The organism is Sphingobacterium anhuiense (genome assembly GCF_042686355.1).
GTDB lineage: Bacteria > Bacteroidota > Bacteroidia > Sphingobacteriales > Sphingobacteriaceae > Sphingobacterium > Sphingobacterium anhuiense.
The window spans coordinates 57,528-73,563 of record NZ_JBHUPE010000003.1 but is presented as its reverse complement, the minus strand read 5'-3'; the positions used below and the strand labels follow the sequence as shown (position 1 = coordinate 73,563).

The following is a 16,036-nucleotide window of genomic DNA, read 5'->3' as shown; positions in this document are numbered from 1 at the left end:
TTTGCATCTTAATAATATAACTGTAACTTTACTATTACGGAAAACCAATCCAATTATGAATAACCAGATTATAAAAGCAATATACTTTCAAAAACTGCAATCGATTGCGCAGTTAAGTAAGACATTTAATAAGAGTATTCCACTCATTACAAAGTCAGTAAATTCATTACTTGAAATGAATTTAATTGAGGGTAATGACCTTGCAGCATCTACTGGTGGAAGAAGAGCTATTCAATTTAAAATAAATAACAATTTAAATACTTATACTTTAGTTATAGCATTGGACCAATTCTACACTTCCATTTACATATTTGATCTGGAAAATAACGTGATTGCAGAAAATGTCGATAACTATAATCCCTTAAAAAATAGCAATAAAGCTTTAGAGACAATTATCAGTCTAACAGAAGCCATAATTGTTGAATCAAAAATTCCTGTTACCGATTTCTTAGGTATAGGTATTAGTATGCCTGGCTTCGTTGATACAGAGAAAGGTATCAATGATTCATATGATAAACAATCTAAGCTATATCATATTAAAAAGCACATATCCGATCATTTTAAAATCCCAACCATCATTGAGAATGACTCTACCTGTATTGCTTTTTCAGAACAAAAATTTGGTGCTGCTAAAAATATAAAAAGTTCTTTAGTCATTAATCTCAACTGGGGCGTAGGTCTAGGCATGATCGTGAACGACCAAATATTCAAAGGATCAAGCGGTTACGCCGGCGAGTTCAGTCATATTCCACTCAGTGACAGTAACGAATTATGCTCCTGCGGAAAAAAAGGCTGTCTTGAAGTAGAAGCTTCTCTTACTGCAGCAGTAAAAAACGTGCAGACAGCAATTAATGCTGGAGAAAAATCAAGCTTAGAAAGTGATCAGCATAATAATCTGTTAGCTCAGGGTGATGCACTATTAGAAAGTGCACTGAATGGCGATCAATTAGCTGTCGCCAATCTTGGAAAAATAGGTTACATGCTAGGAAAAGGAATAGCGACATTAATTCACATCCTCAATCCTGAAGCAATCATCATTAGTGGCAGAGGAGCTCGGGCAGGAACCATTTTAATGCCTCAGATCCAAACCGCAATCAACGAGTTTTGTATTCCACGATTAGCGCAAGCCACACAACTTAAAATATCTGATACCAATAAACAGGCCCAGAGTCTAGGAACTTCAGCCTTCATTATAGACAACTTTATACAAACACTTTTTCACACAAACTAATCACACTTATAAACCATTCGTTATGAGTTATTTTTACAAAAAAAGTGCGGGATTGGCATTATGCACCTTATTTAGTGCATCCTCCCTTTTCGCACAGCAAACTATTACCGGGAGAGTAACAGATGCAAAAGGACCGGTCGCCGGTGTAACAGTTTCCGTAAAAGGAACAGCTCGCGGAACACAGACGGACGCAAATGGTAGTTTTACAATTCAAGCCTCACAAGGCGAAACTTTACGTTTTTCCAATATTGGGTACAAGTCAACAGAAATTGTAGTTGGATCAACTAAAACGATTAATGCTACTTTAACAGAAGATGCTTCAGCACTGGATGAAGTTGTTGTAACCGCGATGGGTATAAAAAGAGCTCCAAAAGAGCTGGGATACGCCATGAGTACGGTTGGAGCCGAAGAGCTTACCAAAACAGGAAGTCCTAACTTCGCTGGGGCATTATACGGTAAAGCACCAGGTGTCCGTATTACGGCGGCGCCAGGTGGAGCAACTTCAGGGATCAACATCAATATTCGGGGAACAAACTCCATTACAGGAAACTCACAGCCCTTAGTCATTATTGATGGAGTTCCAATGCGCCAAACAACTTTTAATAACTCCGATTACTGGGGTGACCAACGTGCTCGCGGTAATGGTTTAGAAGATTTAAATCCAGAGGATATTGAGAATATTACCATTTTAAAAGGTGCATCTGCTGCCGCTCTCTATGGATCTGAAGCCATGAACGGAGTTGTTTTAGTAACCACAAAATCTGGAAAAGGAGGAAAAGGATTCTCCGTCGATTTCAATGCAACCTACACACATGATCAGATTGCTTATTTACCTAGATTCCAAGATGTAAGAGGGCCTGGTTACACCAAAGCATATCAAAATGACGGCCAAGCTGATGATATGTTTTATTATTATTCAGCAGACCGCGCAATCAACGGAGTTACTAGAGGAGTTTTACCCGCAACCGTAAATTTTGGACCAAAATTTGACGGCAAAGATGTCATCTCCTGGGATGGAGTTGTTAGGCCTTACGAAGCTCAGAATTCATACCATAAACTTTTTAATAATCCTAACAACACCACTTTTAACCTTGCTCTGGGCCACGCTACTGAAAACTCAAATACACGGTTTTCCATCACTAGGCAGGACAACCAAATGACAGCACTGGATTCTTACAACAAGAAAAACATTGCTAATCTAAACACTTCATTCAAACTTTGGGACAAATTAACTACTGACATCGTTGTTAATTATGTCAATCAACATACACACAACAGACCTTTCCTAACAGATCGTTTAATCAACAATTTCACAGGAATGATGTCCACATTTGATAATCCAGAATGGTATCTTAATAAATATAAGACAAGTTTGGGCTATAAATACGTTATTCAAGAACCAAATGTTGAAAGCTTAACTCCAGATGAAAACATAAAATACAACGGTGCTAAAACCGACATCTTAGACTTTATGTGGAATTCTAAGGCCAGACAATATGATGAATACTCTAATCGTGTATTAGGCTCTGTTACCAATACATGGCAGGTAACAGGCGATTTCTCTTTAAGAGCTCGTTTTTCAGCAGATATGACCAATTTGCGAACTGAAGATAAACAGCCTAATGAAAAACCTTTGGCATTTGCCAATACAGGATACTTCGGTTTGGGTCTTCAAAATGCAAATATCTATTATGGTGACTTCTTAGCTACTTACAACAAGCAGATCACTACTGATATTAAAATTGGTGCAATTGCTGGATATACCGCAACAAAAAGTTTGGACACATATGTTCAAAGAGAAACAGCAGGCGGATTAAGTGTACGAGACTGGTTTGACATCAATGCATCAACAAATACAATCGGTGGAAATGTAAACCTTAATTACAGAAGAAATCAATTAAGAGATGCATTATTCGGAACCGTAAATTTCAATTTGAAAGATTACTGGTTTATGGAAGGAACATTAAGAAGAGAAATCATCTCAACGATGCATCCTGACGACAACGTGACTTTTTATCCTTCTGTAAACTCCAGTTTATTATTATCCGAGGCTTTCCAACTTCCTGAAGCTTTTACATATGCAAAATTAAGAGGATCATACGGAATTGTTGGTAATTATCCTGAAATATACAAAAGCGCTACAAGTTATACACAAAGTACATTAGGAGTACAGACGCAAGGAGGAGCAGCAGTTATTTATACTAATGTGCCTACGACTGCATTCGGTAATGAAAAAATAAAACCGGAAAGAAAGAAAGAGTATGAATTTGGCTTAGAAACTAGATTATTCAGTAATCGTTTAGGATTTGATATCACTTACTACAACGGATTGATTGAAAATCAAATCTTAAATTACACCTTACCAATCTCGATGGGATCTAACTCTATATTAGCAAATGTCGGAACATTACGAAATAAAGGATGGGAATTTGGAATCAACGGTACACCTATACAGCATGAAAACTTCAAGTGGAATTCAGTTTTAAACTTTTCCATGAATAAAAACATTGTGGAGGCCCTACCAGGAGGAGTTTCTGAACTTTTACATAGAGATTATGATGGTTCTGCTGCACAATTGATATCAAAAGTTGGTCAACCAATGGGAGATATTATGGTGCGCCCAGTCGCGACAGATGGTAACGGCAATAAAATTGTTAAAAGTGACGGTCTTTATCAGCTTGATGGAAACACATGGATCAAAGCTGGAAATGCAATGCCAAAAGCTGTGGGTGGATTTACAAATACATTCACCTATAAAAACTTTACTTTAGATGCACTGATGGATTTCAGATGGGGTGGTCATGTCATGCCGACCGGGATCAACTGGATGATCAGTAGAGGTTTATTAGAAGAAAGTTTAACTGCGATGGATGCAGAACATGGTGGGTTAAGCTACTATAAAGTTGGTACACAAGGTATCGCAACCAATGCAACACAAGGACCTAACGGAGAAATCGTGTATCACGATGGGATGTTAATGGATGGAGTAAAAGCAGATGGCTCTAAAAATGATAACATCATTTCTCAAGCAACGTACTACAACAACACGTATAATTGGGGTGGACCACAATACTCAAACTCAAGATATGAATTATACGTCCAAAAAAATAATTATATCAAAATGCGTGAAATCTCACTAGCATATCGATTACCAAAATCTGTAGCTGAGAAATTAAGAGCTAAAAATGTTCAAATTTCAGCATTTGGACGTAATTTATTCTTTATTTATAGAAGTATAAAAGATTTAGATCCAGAACAAATGACAGGTGGATCAAACTGGATAAATCAAGTTTCCAATGCAGGAACAAGTCCAGCCACAAGAACATATGGTTTAATGCTACGCGCTAGCTTCTAAAAATTAAAAACATGAAAAGACACTTATTATTTATAGGCTTATGTGCAGCCACATTAACTTATACAAGCTCTTGTAAAAAGAATTCATTTGAGGAAATGTATCGGGATCCCGGAAAGGTGACTGAAACTACTGTCGAGAAACAATTTGCCGGAATGATCTATAGTTATAGACAACTAATTGTGCCTGAGTATCGAAATTTGTTTGTGACATTACGTCCAACAATCTTTAGATATTTGCATACAACCGGTTGGATCAATGAAACTAATCAACTTCTACCGGGTGGAGCAGCAATTGAGGATAGATGGAGCCGTTATTATGAAGGACTTTCACAATATCGTGAATTAGAAACAATCTATAATAATTCAGTCGCGGCTGAGAAAGAAGAAAAAAGAATCTTTTTCCTAACGGCTAAAATTCTTTTTTACGATCAAACCCAGCAAACAGTAGATTTACATGGCCCTATTCCATGGTCAAAAGCAGGTATGTTAAGCACCAACAAAAGTGATTACCAAAATTCATATCCTGCTTATGATCAGCCGGAAGATATCTACTCGACCATGATCAGCGATTTAAAAAGTATAAGTGCTGAATTGAACACAATTACGGTAGGTAAATCTATGACAGAAAAATTCAAAACACAGGATATCATTAATAACGGTGATATTGATCTTTGGAAAAAATACTGTAATTCGCTTCGTTTAAGGTTATTGACAAGAGTAGCAGCTAGTTCAAAATTTGGAACTCAGGCAAACCAAGAAATTGCCGAAATCATCAATAATCAAAATACAAATCCATTAATTTTAACAAATGCTGAAAATGCGCAATTGGATATTTATAATCTTGATGATAACAGTATTAACACCAAAAATATTAGAGATGCTTTTGAAGCTAGTGGATGGTATGCCAACTTAGCTAGTAAAAGAATGATCGATCACATGGTTGATAAGGTTGACCCTAGATTACCTTATATGTTTGAACCAGGAACTGCAGCCACTGGTAAATTCATTGGACTTGATCAAACTAAACCAAGTGCAGATCAGGTTGCCTTAGTAAACGGGGGTACACTGTCTATATTTAATAGATCAACATATTCAAGAAATCAATACTTCCCGGGTGTATTATTTTCAGCTACAGAAACAAATTTATTACTAGCAGAGTATTACAACAAATCTGGAAATGCCGGTGCTGCAAAAACAGCATTTGAAAAAAGTATAAAAGAATCTATCGATCTTTATAAGATTATTAGAAGTAAATCGAATGATAATCTTATTCCTGCTCCTGCAAATCCCACAGAATCGGCAATTACCGCTTACATTAACAACATTAACTGGGATGCGGCAGGTAATAAATTGGAATTAATAGCAACACAAAAATGGATTCATTTTAATGTTATCCAAACTGTACAAGCATGGTCAGAACAAAGAAGACTAGATTTCCCTAAATTTGATTTTGTAGTACAAGGCGCAGATATTCAAAAAACGGTACCTGTTAAATTTACATTGCCTCCTTCAGAAAGTGTGTACAATGCGACAAATTATGAAGCAGTAAAAGCACAAGATAATGTCAATACCAAACTTTTCTGGGACGTTAATTAACATTAAAATAATCTTAATAAAGGAAGCCACATAAGTGGCTTCCTTTGTTTTGTAGCAATATTTCATCAAATCTCGTTATCATTTCAACCAATAAATATACCTATATATGAAAAAGATCATTTACACCTTATCTTTATTGTTGATTCTGTCTGTATTTTCCTGTAAAAATAGCGATCTTGAGTATTCAAATCAGTTTGAAGACAGTTTTGACAAATTTAAAGAATTCAAAAAAGAAAATAATAATTCCTATCAGTACCAAACTAGTATTGTAACAATGGAACAAAGTTCCAAAACGACGATATCAGTAATCAATGGGAAAGTTACAAAACGAGAACATCGCGTAATAGTATTCAATGGATCCGTATCAAAATCACCAACAGGTTGGACAGATCAAGAAATAGATGCAATCTATGCTAACCTAGAAGAATCTTTTAAAAATTATCTGGTTAGCAAGAAAATTACATTAAAAGAATACCTCAGCTGGTCAGAATCTGAAAAAGAATTAGGAAAATATAATGGATTAGGAGCAACTGAAATTATGACACTCGATGACATTTATACCAAAGCAAAAGGTGAATGGCTTGTAGCACAAGAAAAGAAAAAGATATTTTTTGAAACGAAAAATAATGGGATGATCTCATCGTGTGGTTATGTCATAGGAAATTGTCAGGACGATTGCTTTACCGGAATCAATATATCAAATATTAAAACATTAACGAACTAAAAAATAAAACCAAAAAGACTCCTGCACTTCGTTTAACATATGAAAAAGTGCAGGACCAAATAAACTTATATGAATAAACTATTCTTCTTTTCTATTATCATACTAACTATACTTTCTTCTTGCAATAATTATAGACCAGCACTATTAACATCAACTCAGATTTTTAATGAAAGTCAGGTATCTTTCAAACAGTGCCACGCCTCTACCATCGAACAAATTGGAAAAGATAGCCTAATTGCCGCCTGGTTTGGAGGTACACATGAATCCAATCCCGATGTTGTGATCTGGACTTCACATTATATTAATGGCAAATGGCAGAAGCCCGTTCAAGTAGCTGATGGAGTCCTTGGAGACAAACGCTATCCAACATGGAACCCCGTATTTTATCAACATCCACAATCAGACAGCTTATATCTTTATTATAAAATAGGACCTAATCCTCGAGAATGGAAAGGTTATTACAAATATTCGCTAGATAAAGGCAATACCTGGTCAACAGCTAAAGCATTACCCCAAAACATTTTAGGTCCCATTAAAAATAAACCCATCACCCTAAAAAATGGAACTATCCTTTCCCCTTCAAGTACCGAATCAAAAGACGAAATTTGGAAAGCACATTTAGAGATCAGCGCAGATAGAGGTAACACGTGGTCAATGGTTGACATTAACCATGAGAGCCCAGTTCAGGTGATCCAACCGAGTATTGTACAACATGCAGATGGAAAAATTCAAGTACTGTGTCGTAGTAAAGAAAACAAAGTGATGAGCTCCTTTTCCAACGATAACGGAAAGACATGGCAACCTTGGCAAGCGACAAACCTGCTTAACCCAAATTCCGCAACAGATGCGATACGATTAAAAAACGGACAATTTATGATCGTCTATAATCCCGATCTTGCCGGAAAAGATTGGTGGGAAGGACGTACGAAACTACGCGTGGCATTATCTAAAGATGGTCTGAATTGGAAAGATGCATTGATCTTAGAAGATGGTAAAAAGGGAGATGAATACTCCTACCCGACAATAATACAAGATGATGATGGTTTGATACATATTACCTACACCTCGAATAGAAAGAGTATTAAACACATTGTATTAAAATAAAATTGGGGCTGTCAATAATAGACAGCCCCAATTTTATTTTACATCCTAAACGAGTAGGATCATTAAAGAAGCAAGTATAGTATACTTTCCGAGTGTATTATTTTTCCTACAAATAGTCTTTCTTCAATTCCAACACACCTTCCAATCGCACATCATCAGATCCCGAACCAATCAGTAATTTAAATTTTCCCTTCTCAGTTTTCCACCGGTTATCCACAGCCCAAAGCTTCAGATCCTCCTTTGTCAATTGAAAAGAGACCCTTTCACGTTTTCCAGCTCCAATAGACTTACGTTCAAATCTTTTCAATTGTTTGATAGCCGTAACTACTGAACTAACCTCATCCACAACATAAAGCTGAGCCACCTCATCACCATTTAACAGTCCTTTGTTTTCCACATCAAAAGAAACCGTACATGCAAAATCGTCTGCACTTTCCTTCACATCAACAACAAGATTAGAATACTCAAATTTACTATAGCTCAAACCATGGCCGAAAGCATATAAAGGCTTAGCCGACATCTCCACATAATCATGATGCTTAGGCTTATTATGATTATAATGAACAGGTAACTGCCCTACAGAACGAGGTACTGAAATCGGCATACGTCCAGCAGGATTATAATCTCCGAAAAGAACATCAGCTATTGCAAGTCCACCCTCCTGACCAGGGTACCAGGCATTGACAATAGCTGGGATATGTGCGGCCGCCCAATTCAGGTTCAGAGGTCTTCCCATAATGGTTACAAGAACAATAGGTTTACCAGTTTTCTCCAAAGCCTGCAATAACTGTAGCTGATGCCCCATCATATCCAAAGAGACACGGTCAAACCCCTCGCCACTTTCCATATCACTGACAGCATTGATATCCACATTTGCTGCACCTGTAGCTTGATAAGTTGTTTTAAAATCACGAGCACTAGAACCTCCTAATACCACGACAACCACATCCGATAGTTGTGCTGCAGCAACCGCATCTTCGATATTACTATTTAAAGTATCACGGATCGCACAGCCTTTCACATAATCAATCTGTGTACCTTTACCTACCGCAGCGCGAATACCAGCCAATACTGTTTTCACTTTACCATCAGCCTGCGGAGCAGTATAGTCTCCCAATTGATTGTAGGCATTATCTGCATTAGGACCAACCACAGTAATACGTTTAACCGTTTTCTTCAGAGGTAATAAGTCTCCTTCATTTTTAAGCAATACAATAGACTCTTGAGCTGCTTTACGTGCTATTGCTACATTTTCAACAGTAGCAACCTTTTTTGCAACCAGTTTTTCATCCACAAAAGGACGGTCAAATAAACCCAGATTAAATTTCATACGCAGTACACGTGCCACAGCAGTATCAAGAACTGAAGTTTCTACAAGACCACTATTGACCGCCTCCAATAAATTAGCACCATATCCTGTACCGCTCAAATCTACATCAAGACCGGCATGTATACTTTGTGAGGCTCCCTCTGCTGCAGTAGAAGCTGTGGCGTGTCCTCCGTTTAATCCAGAAATACTTAATAAATCGGATACAACAAAACCGTTAAATCCCCAATCTTTACGCAATACATCTTTCAGTAGCCAGGGATTTGCAGAACAAGGAATACCATCAATACTATTATAAGCAGTCATCACAGAACCTGCTCCTGCGCGAACAGCTTGTTCAAAAGGATACAGATAATGATGACGCATTGCTCTTTCACCAACAGAAACACCCTCACCGTTATGCCCACCTTCAGGAACAGCGTAGGCAACAAAGTGTTTAAGTGTACCGATTATTTTATCTTCTTTCCCAATGACATCACCCTGGAAGCCCTTCACCATCGCCCTCCCCATCTGACCGATCAAGTACGCATCTTCACCATAAGTCTCTTCTGTTCGTGACCACCGCGGATCACGTGCCAGGTCCAATACAGGACCATAACCATTTTTTCCACCTACAGCGTAAGTTTCCTTTGCAATCGTAGACGCCATCTGTTCAATCAAAACCGGATTCCAAGTACTTGCCTGACCAATTGCCGTTGGAAAAACAGTAGCACCGATAGCCATATGACCATGTGGAGCCTCTTCAGATAACAACAAAGGAATACCTAAACGTGTACTATCCAACATATAGCGTTGAATCGCATTTGTCGCTCGTGCCGCTTCTACTGGGCTCAAACCGTTTAATAATGTTTTTTGAGTCCATGGATCAGCGCGCAAGGTAGCCCAGAGCAAACCAATATGCTGATCCTGAACTGCTTTTTTTAGTTTAGCACTTACACCAACACCTTTGGCACCCTTCTCATACATCTCCCAACCTAACAATTTCGATAATTGACCAACTTTTTCTTCCTTAGTCATTCTTCCCAGTAGGTCCTGAACCCTTTTCTCTGTAGGAAGTTTACTGTTTTTATAAGGTAACTGCTGCGCCTGTAAGCTTGGAATCGCTAGAAATAGCACTCCACTAAAAAATATACTGCTAAGTTTCATTTAAGATGATATAAAAGAGACCATTGGTCGGTTTGTAAAACACTAAATTAACGTTTTAGCATTAATAATCAGCAATTCATCATGATAATAACACTAAAAATACACTCCATAAAAAAGGACGATTTTGATCGTCCTTTTTTATGGAGTGTATAAATCTGTTGCAAAGAAACAACATGGTCCAAATATGGTAAATAATCGCTGACTCTTAGAAGATTTGAAGCCCTTTGTTGTTCTAAATAATTTAAAAAAAGAACGACACTATAACCCTCGCAATTAACATCTTCGAAATTATGGAGCTTTCACCCCTTTAAAATAATATTTCACGGGAGCAACAAAAGCCGCAGGATTATTATTCTGACTTGTTAACACCAACTTATCACCATTTATCGCAACCGCGTAAGAAGAATACTGATCCTGATTTTCAAATTTAATTACTCCGTTCTCTTTATTAAAAGTAAAGCTTATATTATTTTTATCCTTAAAAGTAAACTTTTCAAAAGCTCCTTTATTCGCCTCACAGATCTTCACTCCTTTATCCAAATTCAATTGATTTGACTTTTCCTGAAAGATAAAGCGGTAACTGTTATCCATTTCGCAGTCATCTAGATTATAATCGGTTTCCTTCACGTTCCCTACAACAGGATGCCACACATATGCCCCCAATCGAACTTGAATATCTTTCGAAAAGTCAGGGTCTGGAGTACCACTATCTTTTGCACAGCTACTAATTAATGCCAGAACAGCAACACCATAAAAAATTTTTTTTGTCATAGTTTATATATCGTTAGTATAAAGATAACGCAAATAAGTGAAGGAGTGCTACAGCTTTACGTAAACATAACATGATAATTCAACTGTTAGGTCTCAAACTTTTATTTTTGTAACTTATCGTCATCCCCCATCATAATCTGATTAATTCGGTCTTCCAATACAGATTTATGCCAATCCGCCAGCAGTTTTTTAGTTTTCTCAAGAGCATCCTTTTCCCCTGCTCTCATAATCATAGCCCACTTTTCCCCAAATTCAAAGTAAGCCTGCAATACTCCTTCCGAATCCGTATATTTAATTAAATACTCCATCATAAACAAATTGGCCCATCGATCAGGATCCAAAGGAAAGCACATGTACGCCGCTATATCAACTTTATCAACAAAAGCCTGAATAACATTTTCAGGTGTGAAATCAAAAATATCACAAAATTGTTTAAACTCATCAGTGAGCTTAATATTCTCTAAATTCTTCATATCATTAAATTAAACTGTTATTTTCTAAATAGTTATTTAACCATCCCTGATAATGCGCTTTTCTCTCGTCCAAATCTCTACAAAAGAAATAACGCTTATTCAATTCTTGAATTTCCATCATCATTTCTCTGCATGATACCGAATCTTGAAATTCCTTATCACGTATACTACCGTAACCATCAAATACCCTAATAAATACACCTAAAACTGGGTTATAGATGAATTTATTTAAATGTATTCTCGCTAGATAATCTGGGATCGCCACACATTGCATGATACCATTCAAAAACTGCGTTGCCGAAATACCCGAAACAAGTGATCTAAACATCAAATCTTTATTTAGTGTTATTTTGGTTTCTTCATCCAGATAAATGACATTCTTTATCTCACAATCTTTTGAAAAAAGATCATAAAGTTGATTCGTCAACAGCTTACCCTTCATTCTCCTTTGCGAATAACTGTAGTTTCTGTTCATCGCCAGTTTAATTTGCCTCTGAACTAATTTCACCCCCTTATCGCGCTCTATTGCAGTTAATTCAATATTCAATTTATGTTTATCCTCTTCTTGTTTTGGAATCACATAATCGAAAGATTTAGTTACCAAAGAATACACAGATTTGTCATCAAAATGCAGGTCCATGTAAGAAAAATGATTTACATAAAGCTGTAAAAAGTCAGCCACTTTAATACCAAAAAGCTGACAAGCGAGTTGAAAACTTTGGGGTATAGCAATAGCCTCTGAATCCATATTTTTCATAGATTTTTAGTTTAAAAAATAATAACTTCTGTTTATTTATGCAGGCTATACCGATAACTATAGCTATTTGCTTTGCTTCTTTTTAGAGGAGCAGTTCCCTTCCTACCCCAGAGCAAATCCAACTCTCTCTTAAAATAAATAACAGGAATCTTATAATCCTCCAAATGGCCGTCAAGGCAATCCTTGATTTGTCTAGCTGTCCTAGGCCTTTTAAAATAATCGGTGGACAATATCGCTTCAAAAAATGTTTGGCATACACCCCGTTCAAATGAACTTGGACTTTCAGCATCTTCAATTCTTTTGATATTTAGATTTTCCATTAATCTAAAAAAAGAAATGCTTTCAACTGCATTAATAAAATAATCCATTTGGTAGTATCTCACCCCATTCTCCACCCAAACCCCAAGTTCAAACTCATAACTTGTTTTGTCATCATAAGATTCAAAACTTAGCTCCTTTTTTTCAAAAACCCAAGTTAGGTGAGTCATCAGTTCTAGATTACTCATAGATATCTTAAACCGCTCTAATTGATATACAAAGTCATCATCCTGTCCTAATAAGAATGAAAGCTCTTCAGGACTGTAATCGCAACTTATTCGATGCAACAGCAAAAAATAGATCGAACTTGCATACTTCATCGTTGAAGAAAAACGATGCTTCTCCTTGTCACTTTTAAATAATTCTATCATATTAAATCACTCTTATTTCACAGAACTAAAACAATAACGATCATCTACAATGCGCACCACTATTTTTCCCTGCTGAATCATTTGATACAAACAGTTTTTCAAATGCCTCGGATAAATAATTAATTTCGACAAACCCGTATGCCGCACATTTTGAAATAATTCCCATGACGATCTCCCTTCTTCAAATTCCCCTCTCGAGAACAATCCTTCCAATCTAGAGCGCACATGAATCATGGCATCAGACTCCAGTAGAAGATTAATTTCCGGCTTCCATTCTTCCAGAGAAAGCAAAGGAGCAGCAGGTTTATCTTTACCCCGCTGAAACGTCCAGCCTAATTCTATTTTATAATACCATTTAACCTCATCTTCGACTACTTTAACACGAACAATTCGCTCTGTAGAACCTTCGTACGGTTCCCTAAAAAATTCCATCGGCACAACTTCCGAACAAGCATAAATGCGATCCATTAAAATAGATTCAGATAATAAAAATTTAGGAACCTCAAATAGTTTTTCAAAATCCAGATAAGCATGATCAGGCTTACCTAATAAAAAAGAAAGATCCTGAGGACTCCACCCTATTTTTAGCCTCCGGTTAAAGTATGTATACCACAATTGAAAATCGTGCGAATACATCATTCCTGAATAGGAACTCTTAATCATCATATCACTTTTCATATCGTCTCTACATTTGCTTGTTTCTCAATACGCTGTTCTATAGATTGAACGACGGCTTTTAACAGTCGTTCATACAATTCAACCACAGCACGAGCTCGCGTTATGATTAAATTTTTGTGCTGATCATCCATATCCATTGCCGCACTTTTCCACCAGATATCCTGTGGTTTCAAAATGATAGAAAGAATCAACATATCGAGTTCATTATCATTCAGAATACCCTGTATTACATCGGTACTGGCAATAGCAGACCATTCCATGAGATCCAATAAATCAGTATTTTTGGGAATATATCCGACAGCACAGCGTAGATAGGTTTGTATACCGATACTGTACAATTCGCGCAATAGCAACAAAGCTGTGTCTGCCATCAATAGAGGAGAGTCTGTCATCGTTAATAGTATGTTACGCATGACAACAACCGCGTTTTCCGATATGAATTTAATTTTTTGAAATTTTGCAGACCAATCTATTACCACAGGAACCATTATAGAATTGAAAGTGGACTTTTGCCGCAAAACCCAGGACTTCTGCCAGACAATACTCACAAACCGACCTCCAAGAATCAACTGCTTTTCCACATAAGGTAAATCAAGAAATACAACTGAAGCGCGAACATCACCCACTTTCCTAATCTGAAATGTATAGGGTGAGTTCCGTTTAGTAAGCACAACCAGAAAAAGTTCAACTTTGATACCACTCTCCTCTTCTGCAACACGCTCCTGAAAAGGATTACCATGTGATAAGCCTTCCGTTTGATAGTTGACCAATAAAATCTGTTCTGGATGACAGCCTGAATACAACTTATCAAGAAGTAAATTAGCATCATCCTTATATTTTTGTGGCCATGGAAAGCCTGTAAAATCTTCGAGGATATGAGGTCCCACATCTTTTTCATTACGCTTCTTCTCCACCGGAATTAACACTTTTTCTACACTTGAAATATTCTGAACTGTTTTGGCGGCATTATCTTCCCGATTCTTTCGATAGACAGCTACACCATTCCATATAAAATCAACCATGCTATCCAAAGCCTGACCAAATGCCTGACAATGCGTTAATAAAAACTCAAACTCCTCCTCCAAAATGTCAATACGATCCTTTTTCTTCGAATAAGCATGACTAGTATCCAACAGTCGAAGCAACGGCGTACTATAAACATCATAAGTGAAAATCTTAAAGAGTCCTGGAACAGCTCCACGCATCTGCTTAAGGATATGTTCCAGATTCTGCGATTTGCCTAGTGATACGCCCACCATAGTTTGAAAACCTTTTAACCGCAACATGATAAATTGATGCAACATCGTAGTCGCCTGGAAATAATCTGTTTTTGATCTAAAAGAATAACAGGCCGTCATAAAATCATCGGCTGTCCTTTTACCCTTACCATATTCCACCTGAGACAATTCCAATAAACTAGCGACCAACTTATTTGATATAATTGGATAACTTTTCCTTCCCGATTGATAAAGTTGGTGTCCCGGCAGAGAAGCATAAGTATAATAAAGGCTTCCTTTTTTCAACTGATTACTCCACTCTCCAGTCCAGATAACAGTAAATGGTAGATCTGGTATGTCAGCCATACAGAGGCGGATAATAGGTTCAATACTTTGAACAGAGATGCCCTTTATAGGATTAACAACTAATAAAAGATGTGGACTTTCACGGTTCTCATCTAGAAAATTGAACAAAAAAATACGATCTAAATCAATCCGATGAACCAATCGATCGACCAATAATTGGGTGTTAAGTTGCATAATTAGAGATTTAACAATAAATAACTAGTATAGATTTAATATACAAATATATATTAAATATTGTAATTTAAAATTATTTGTATAAAATATCTATACAAAAGATATGAATTACAATAACATCTATACACTACAGCTACATAGTCTGGCTTTACAGAGATTCACCAGAATCTTTACGACTCACAGATGATCAACAGGCTAAATAAGCAAGTGTATCGGGCACTCCAATCCAATCCCGATCAATTGTCCGGAAATATGTCTATGGAACGCGCAATTCTCAAACGGTTAGTTGGATTTCAATTCAATGAAAAAAATCATTTGGAAGACTACTTATAACTTGATCCGGAGCTCTTCTTGGATAAAGATGAACAACTCACTATACCGTTCCACGAATTTGATGTGCTAAAAGCGATGTAGGATGACAAAAGATTG

13 protein-coding genes are annotated in these 16,036 nt (G+C 36.9%); 6 read left to right on the top strand and 7 right to left on the bottom strand.

The features are described from left to right. Positions 1 to 55: 55 nt before the first annotated feature. The 5 genes from ACFS6I_RS04725 (at position 56) to ACFS6I_RS04705 (ending at position 8,009) form a co-directional block, all read left to right on the top strand. Positions 56 to 1,231, top strand: coding sequence for an ROK family protein (locus ACFS6I_RS04725; RefSeq protein ID WP_380918516.1), 1,176 nt, complete (start codon positions 56 to 58; stop codon positions 1,229 to 1,231). A gap of 22 nt (positions 1,232 to 1,253) precedes the next feature. Beyond that, positions 1,254 to 4,586 carry a SusC/RagA family TonB-linked outer membrane protein gene (locus tag ACFS6I_RS04720; RefSeq protein ID WP_380918514.1) on the top strand — a complete coding sequence of 1,111 codons (3,333 nt, stop codon included), beginning with the start codon at positions 1,254 to 1,256 and terminating at the stop codon, positions 4,584 to 4,586. Between the two features lie 11 nt (positions 4,587 to 4,597). After that, positions 4,598 to 6,181 (top strand): SusD/RagB family nutrient-binding outer membrane lipoprotein, encoded by a 1,584-nt coding sequence (locus ACFS6I_RS04715; RefSeq protein WP_380918512.1) that lies wholly within the window; start codon positions 4,598 to 4,600, stop codon positions 6,179 to 6,181. Positions 6,182 to 6,287: 106 nt separating this feature from the next. Beyond that, entirely contained in the window at positions 6,288 to 6,905 is a 618-nt protein-coding gene (locus tag ACFS6I_RS04710) for a hypothetical protein (protein WP_380918510.1), read from the top strand. A gap of 69 nt (positions 6,906 to 6,974) precedes the next feature. Further along, positions 6,975 to 8,009 carry a sialidase family protein gene (locus tag ACFS6I_RS04705; RefSeq protein ID WP_380918508.1) on the top strand — a complete coding sequence of 345 codons (1,035 nt, stop codon included), beginning with the start codon at positions 6,975 to 6,977 and terminating at the stop codon, positions 8,007 to 8,009. Positions 8,010 to 8,115: 106 nt separating this feature from the next. Here the strand turns inward: ACFS6I_RS04705 and ACFS6I_RS04700 are convergent, their stop codons facing one another. The 7 genes from ACFS6I_RS04700 to ACFS6I_RS04670 form a co-directional block, all read right to left on the bottom strand. Continuing rightward, positions 8,116 to 10,482 (bottom strand): glycoside hydrolase family 3 N-terminal domain-containing protein, encoded by a 2,367-nt coding sequence (locus tag ACFS6I_RS04700; RefSeq protein WP_380918506.1) that lies wholly within the window; start codon positions 10,480 to 10,482, stop codon positions 8,116 to 8,118. A 288-nt stretch (positions 10,483 to 10,770) separates the two neighbouring features. Beyond that, positions 10,771 to 11,253, bottom strand: a complete 483-nt coding sequence (locus ACFS6I_RS04695) for a hypothetical protein (RefSeq protein WP_380918504.1) — start codon at positions 11,251 to 11,253, stop codon at positions 10,771 to 10,773. 101 nt (positions 11,254 to 11,354) lie between these two features. After that, a complete protein-coding gene (locus ACFS6I_RS04690) occupies positions 11,355 to 11,726 on the bottom strand; it encodes a hypothetical protein (RefSeq protein ID WP_380918502.1) in 372 nt (123 codons plus the stop codon). 4 nt (positions 11,727 to 11,730) lie between these two features. Further along, complete coding sequence (locus ACFS6I_RS04685) at positions 11,731 to 12,483, bottom strand: hypothetical protein (RefSeq protein WP_380918500.1); 753 nt, start codon at positions 12,481 to 12,483, stop codon at positions 11,731 to 11,733. Between the two features lie 32 nt (positions 12,484 to 12,515). Further along, positions 12,516 to 13,172 (bottom strand): hypothetical protein, encoded by a 657-nt coding sequence (locus tag ACFS6I_RS04680; RefSeq protein ID WP_021189872.1) that lies wholly within the window; start codon positions 13,170 to 13,172, stop codon positions 12,516 to 12,518. Between the two features lie 12 nt (positions 13,173 to 13,184). Then, a complete protein-coding gene (locus tag ACFS6I_RS04675; protein WP_380918498.1) occupies positions 13,185 to 13,838 on the bottom strand; it encodes a hypothetical protein in 654 nt (217 codons plus the stop codon). A gap of 8 nt (positions 13,839 to 13,846) precedes the next feature. Further along, complete coding sequence (locus ACFS6I_RS04670) at positions 13,847 to 15,607, bottom strand: hypothetical protein (RefSeq protein WP_380918496.1); 1,761 nt, start codon at positions 15,605 to 15,607, stop codon at positions 13,847 to 13,849. 183 nt (positions 15,608 to 15,790) lie between these two features. Between ACFS6I_RS04670 and ACFS6I_RS04665 the strand changes: the two genes are divergently transcribed. Continuing rightward, entirely contained in the window at positions 15,791 to 15,940 is a 150-nt protein-coding gene (locus ACFS6I_RS04665) for a hypothetical protein (RefSeq protein ID WP_168128289.1), read from the top strand. Positions 15,941 to 16,036: the final 96 nt, after the last annotated feature.

What these genes read in the sequence shown, in the direction of transcription:
- ACFS6I_RS04725 (WP_380918516.1), top strand. Translation starts at nt 56, where the DNA reads ATGAATAACCAGATTATAAAAGCAATATACTTTCAAAAACTGCAATCG.
- ACFS6I_RS04720 (WP_380918514.1), top strand. Translation starts at nt 1,254, where the DNA reads ATGAGTTATTTTTACAAAAAAAGTGCGGGATTGGCATTATGCACCTTA.
- ACFS6I_RS04715 (WP_380918512.1), top strand. Translation starts at nt 4,598, where the DNA reads ATGAAAAGACACTTATTATTTATAGGCTTATGTGCAGCCACATTAACT.
- ACFS6I_RS04710 (WP_380918510.1), top strand. Translation starts at nt 6,288, where the DNA reads ATGAAAAAGATCATTTACACCTTATCTTTATTGTTGATTCTGTCTGTA.
- ACFS6I_RS04705 (WP_380918508.1), top strand. Translation starts at nt 6,975, where the DNA reads ATGAATAAACTATTCTTCTTTTCTATTATCATACTAACTATACTTTCT.
- ACFS6I_RS04700 (WP_380918506.1), bottom strand. Translation starts at nt 10,482, where the DNA reads ATGAAACTTAGCAGTATATTTTTTAGTGGAGTGCTATTTCTAGCGATT.
- ACFS6I_RS04695 (WP_380918504.1), bottom strand. Translation starts at nt 11,253, where the DNA reads ATGACAAAAAAAATTTTTTATGGTGTTGCTGTTCTGGCATTAATTAGT.
- ACFS6I_RS04690 (WP_380918502.1), bottom strand. Translation starts at nt 11,726, where the DNA reads ATGAAGAATTTAGAGAATATTAAGCTCACTGATGAGTTTAAACAATTT.
- ACFS6I_RS04685 (WP_380918500.1), bottom strand. Translation starts at nt 12,483, where the DNA reads ATGAAAAATATGGATTCAGAGGCTATTGCTATACCCCAAAGTTTTCAA.
- ACFS6I_RS04680 (WP_021189872.1), bottom strand. Translation starts at nt 13,172, where the DNA reads ATGATAGAATTATTTAAAAGTGACAAGGAGAAGCATCGTTTTTCTTCA.
- ACFS6I_RS04675 (WP_380918498.1), bottom strand. Translation starts at nt 13,838, where the DNA reads ATGATGATTAAGAGTTCCTATTCAGGAATGATGTATTCGCACGATTTT.
- ACFS6I_RS04670 (WP_380918496.1), bottom strand. Translation starts at nt 15,607, where the DNA reads ATGCAACTTAACACCCAATTATTGGTCGATCGATTGGTTCATCGGATT.
- ACFS6I_RS04665 (WP_168128289.1), top strand. Translation starts at nt 15,791, where the DNA reads ATGATCAACAGGCTAAATAAGCAAGTGTATCGGGCACTCCAATCCAAT.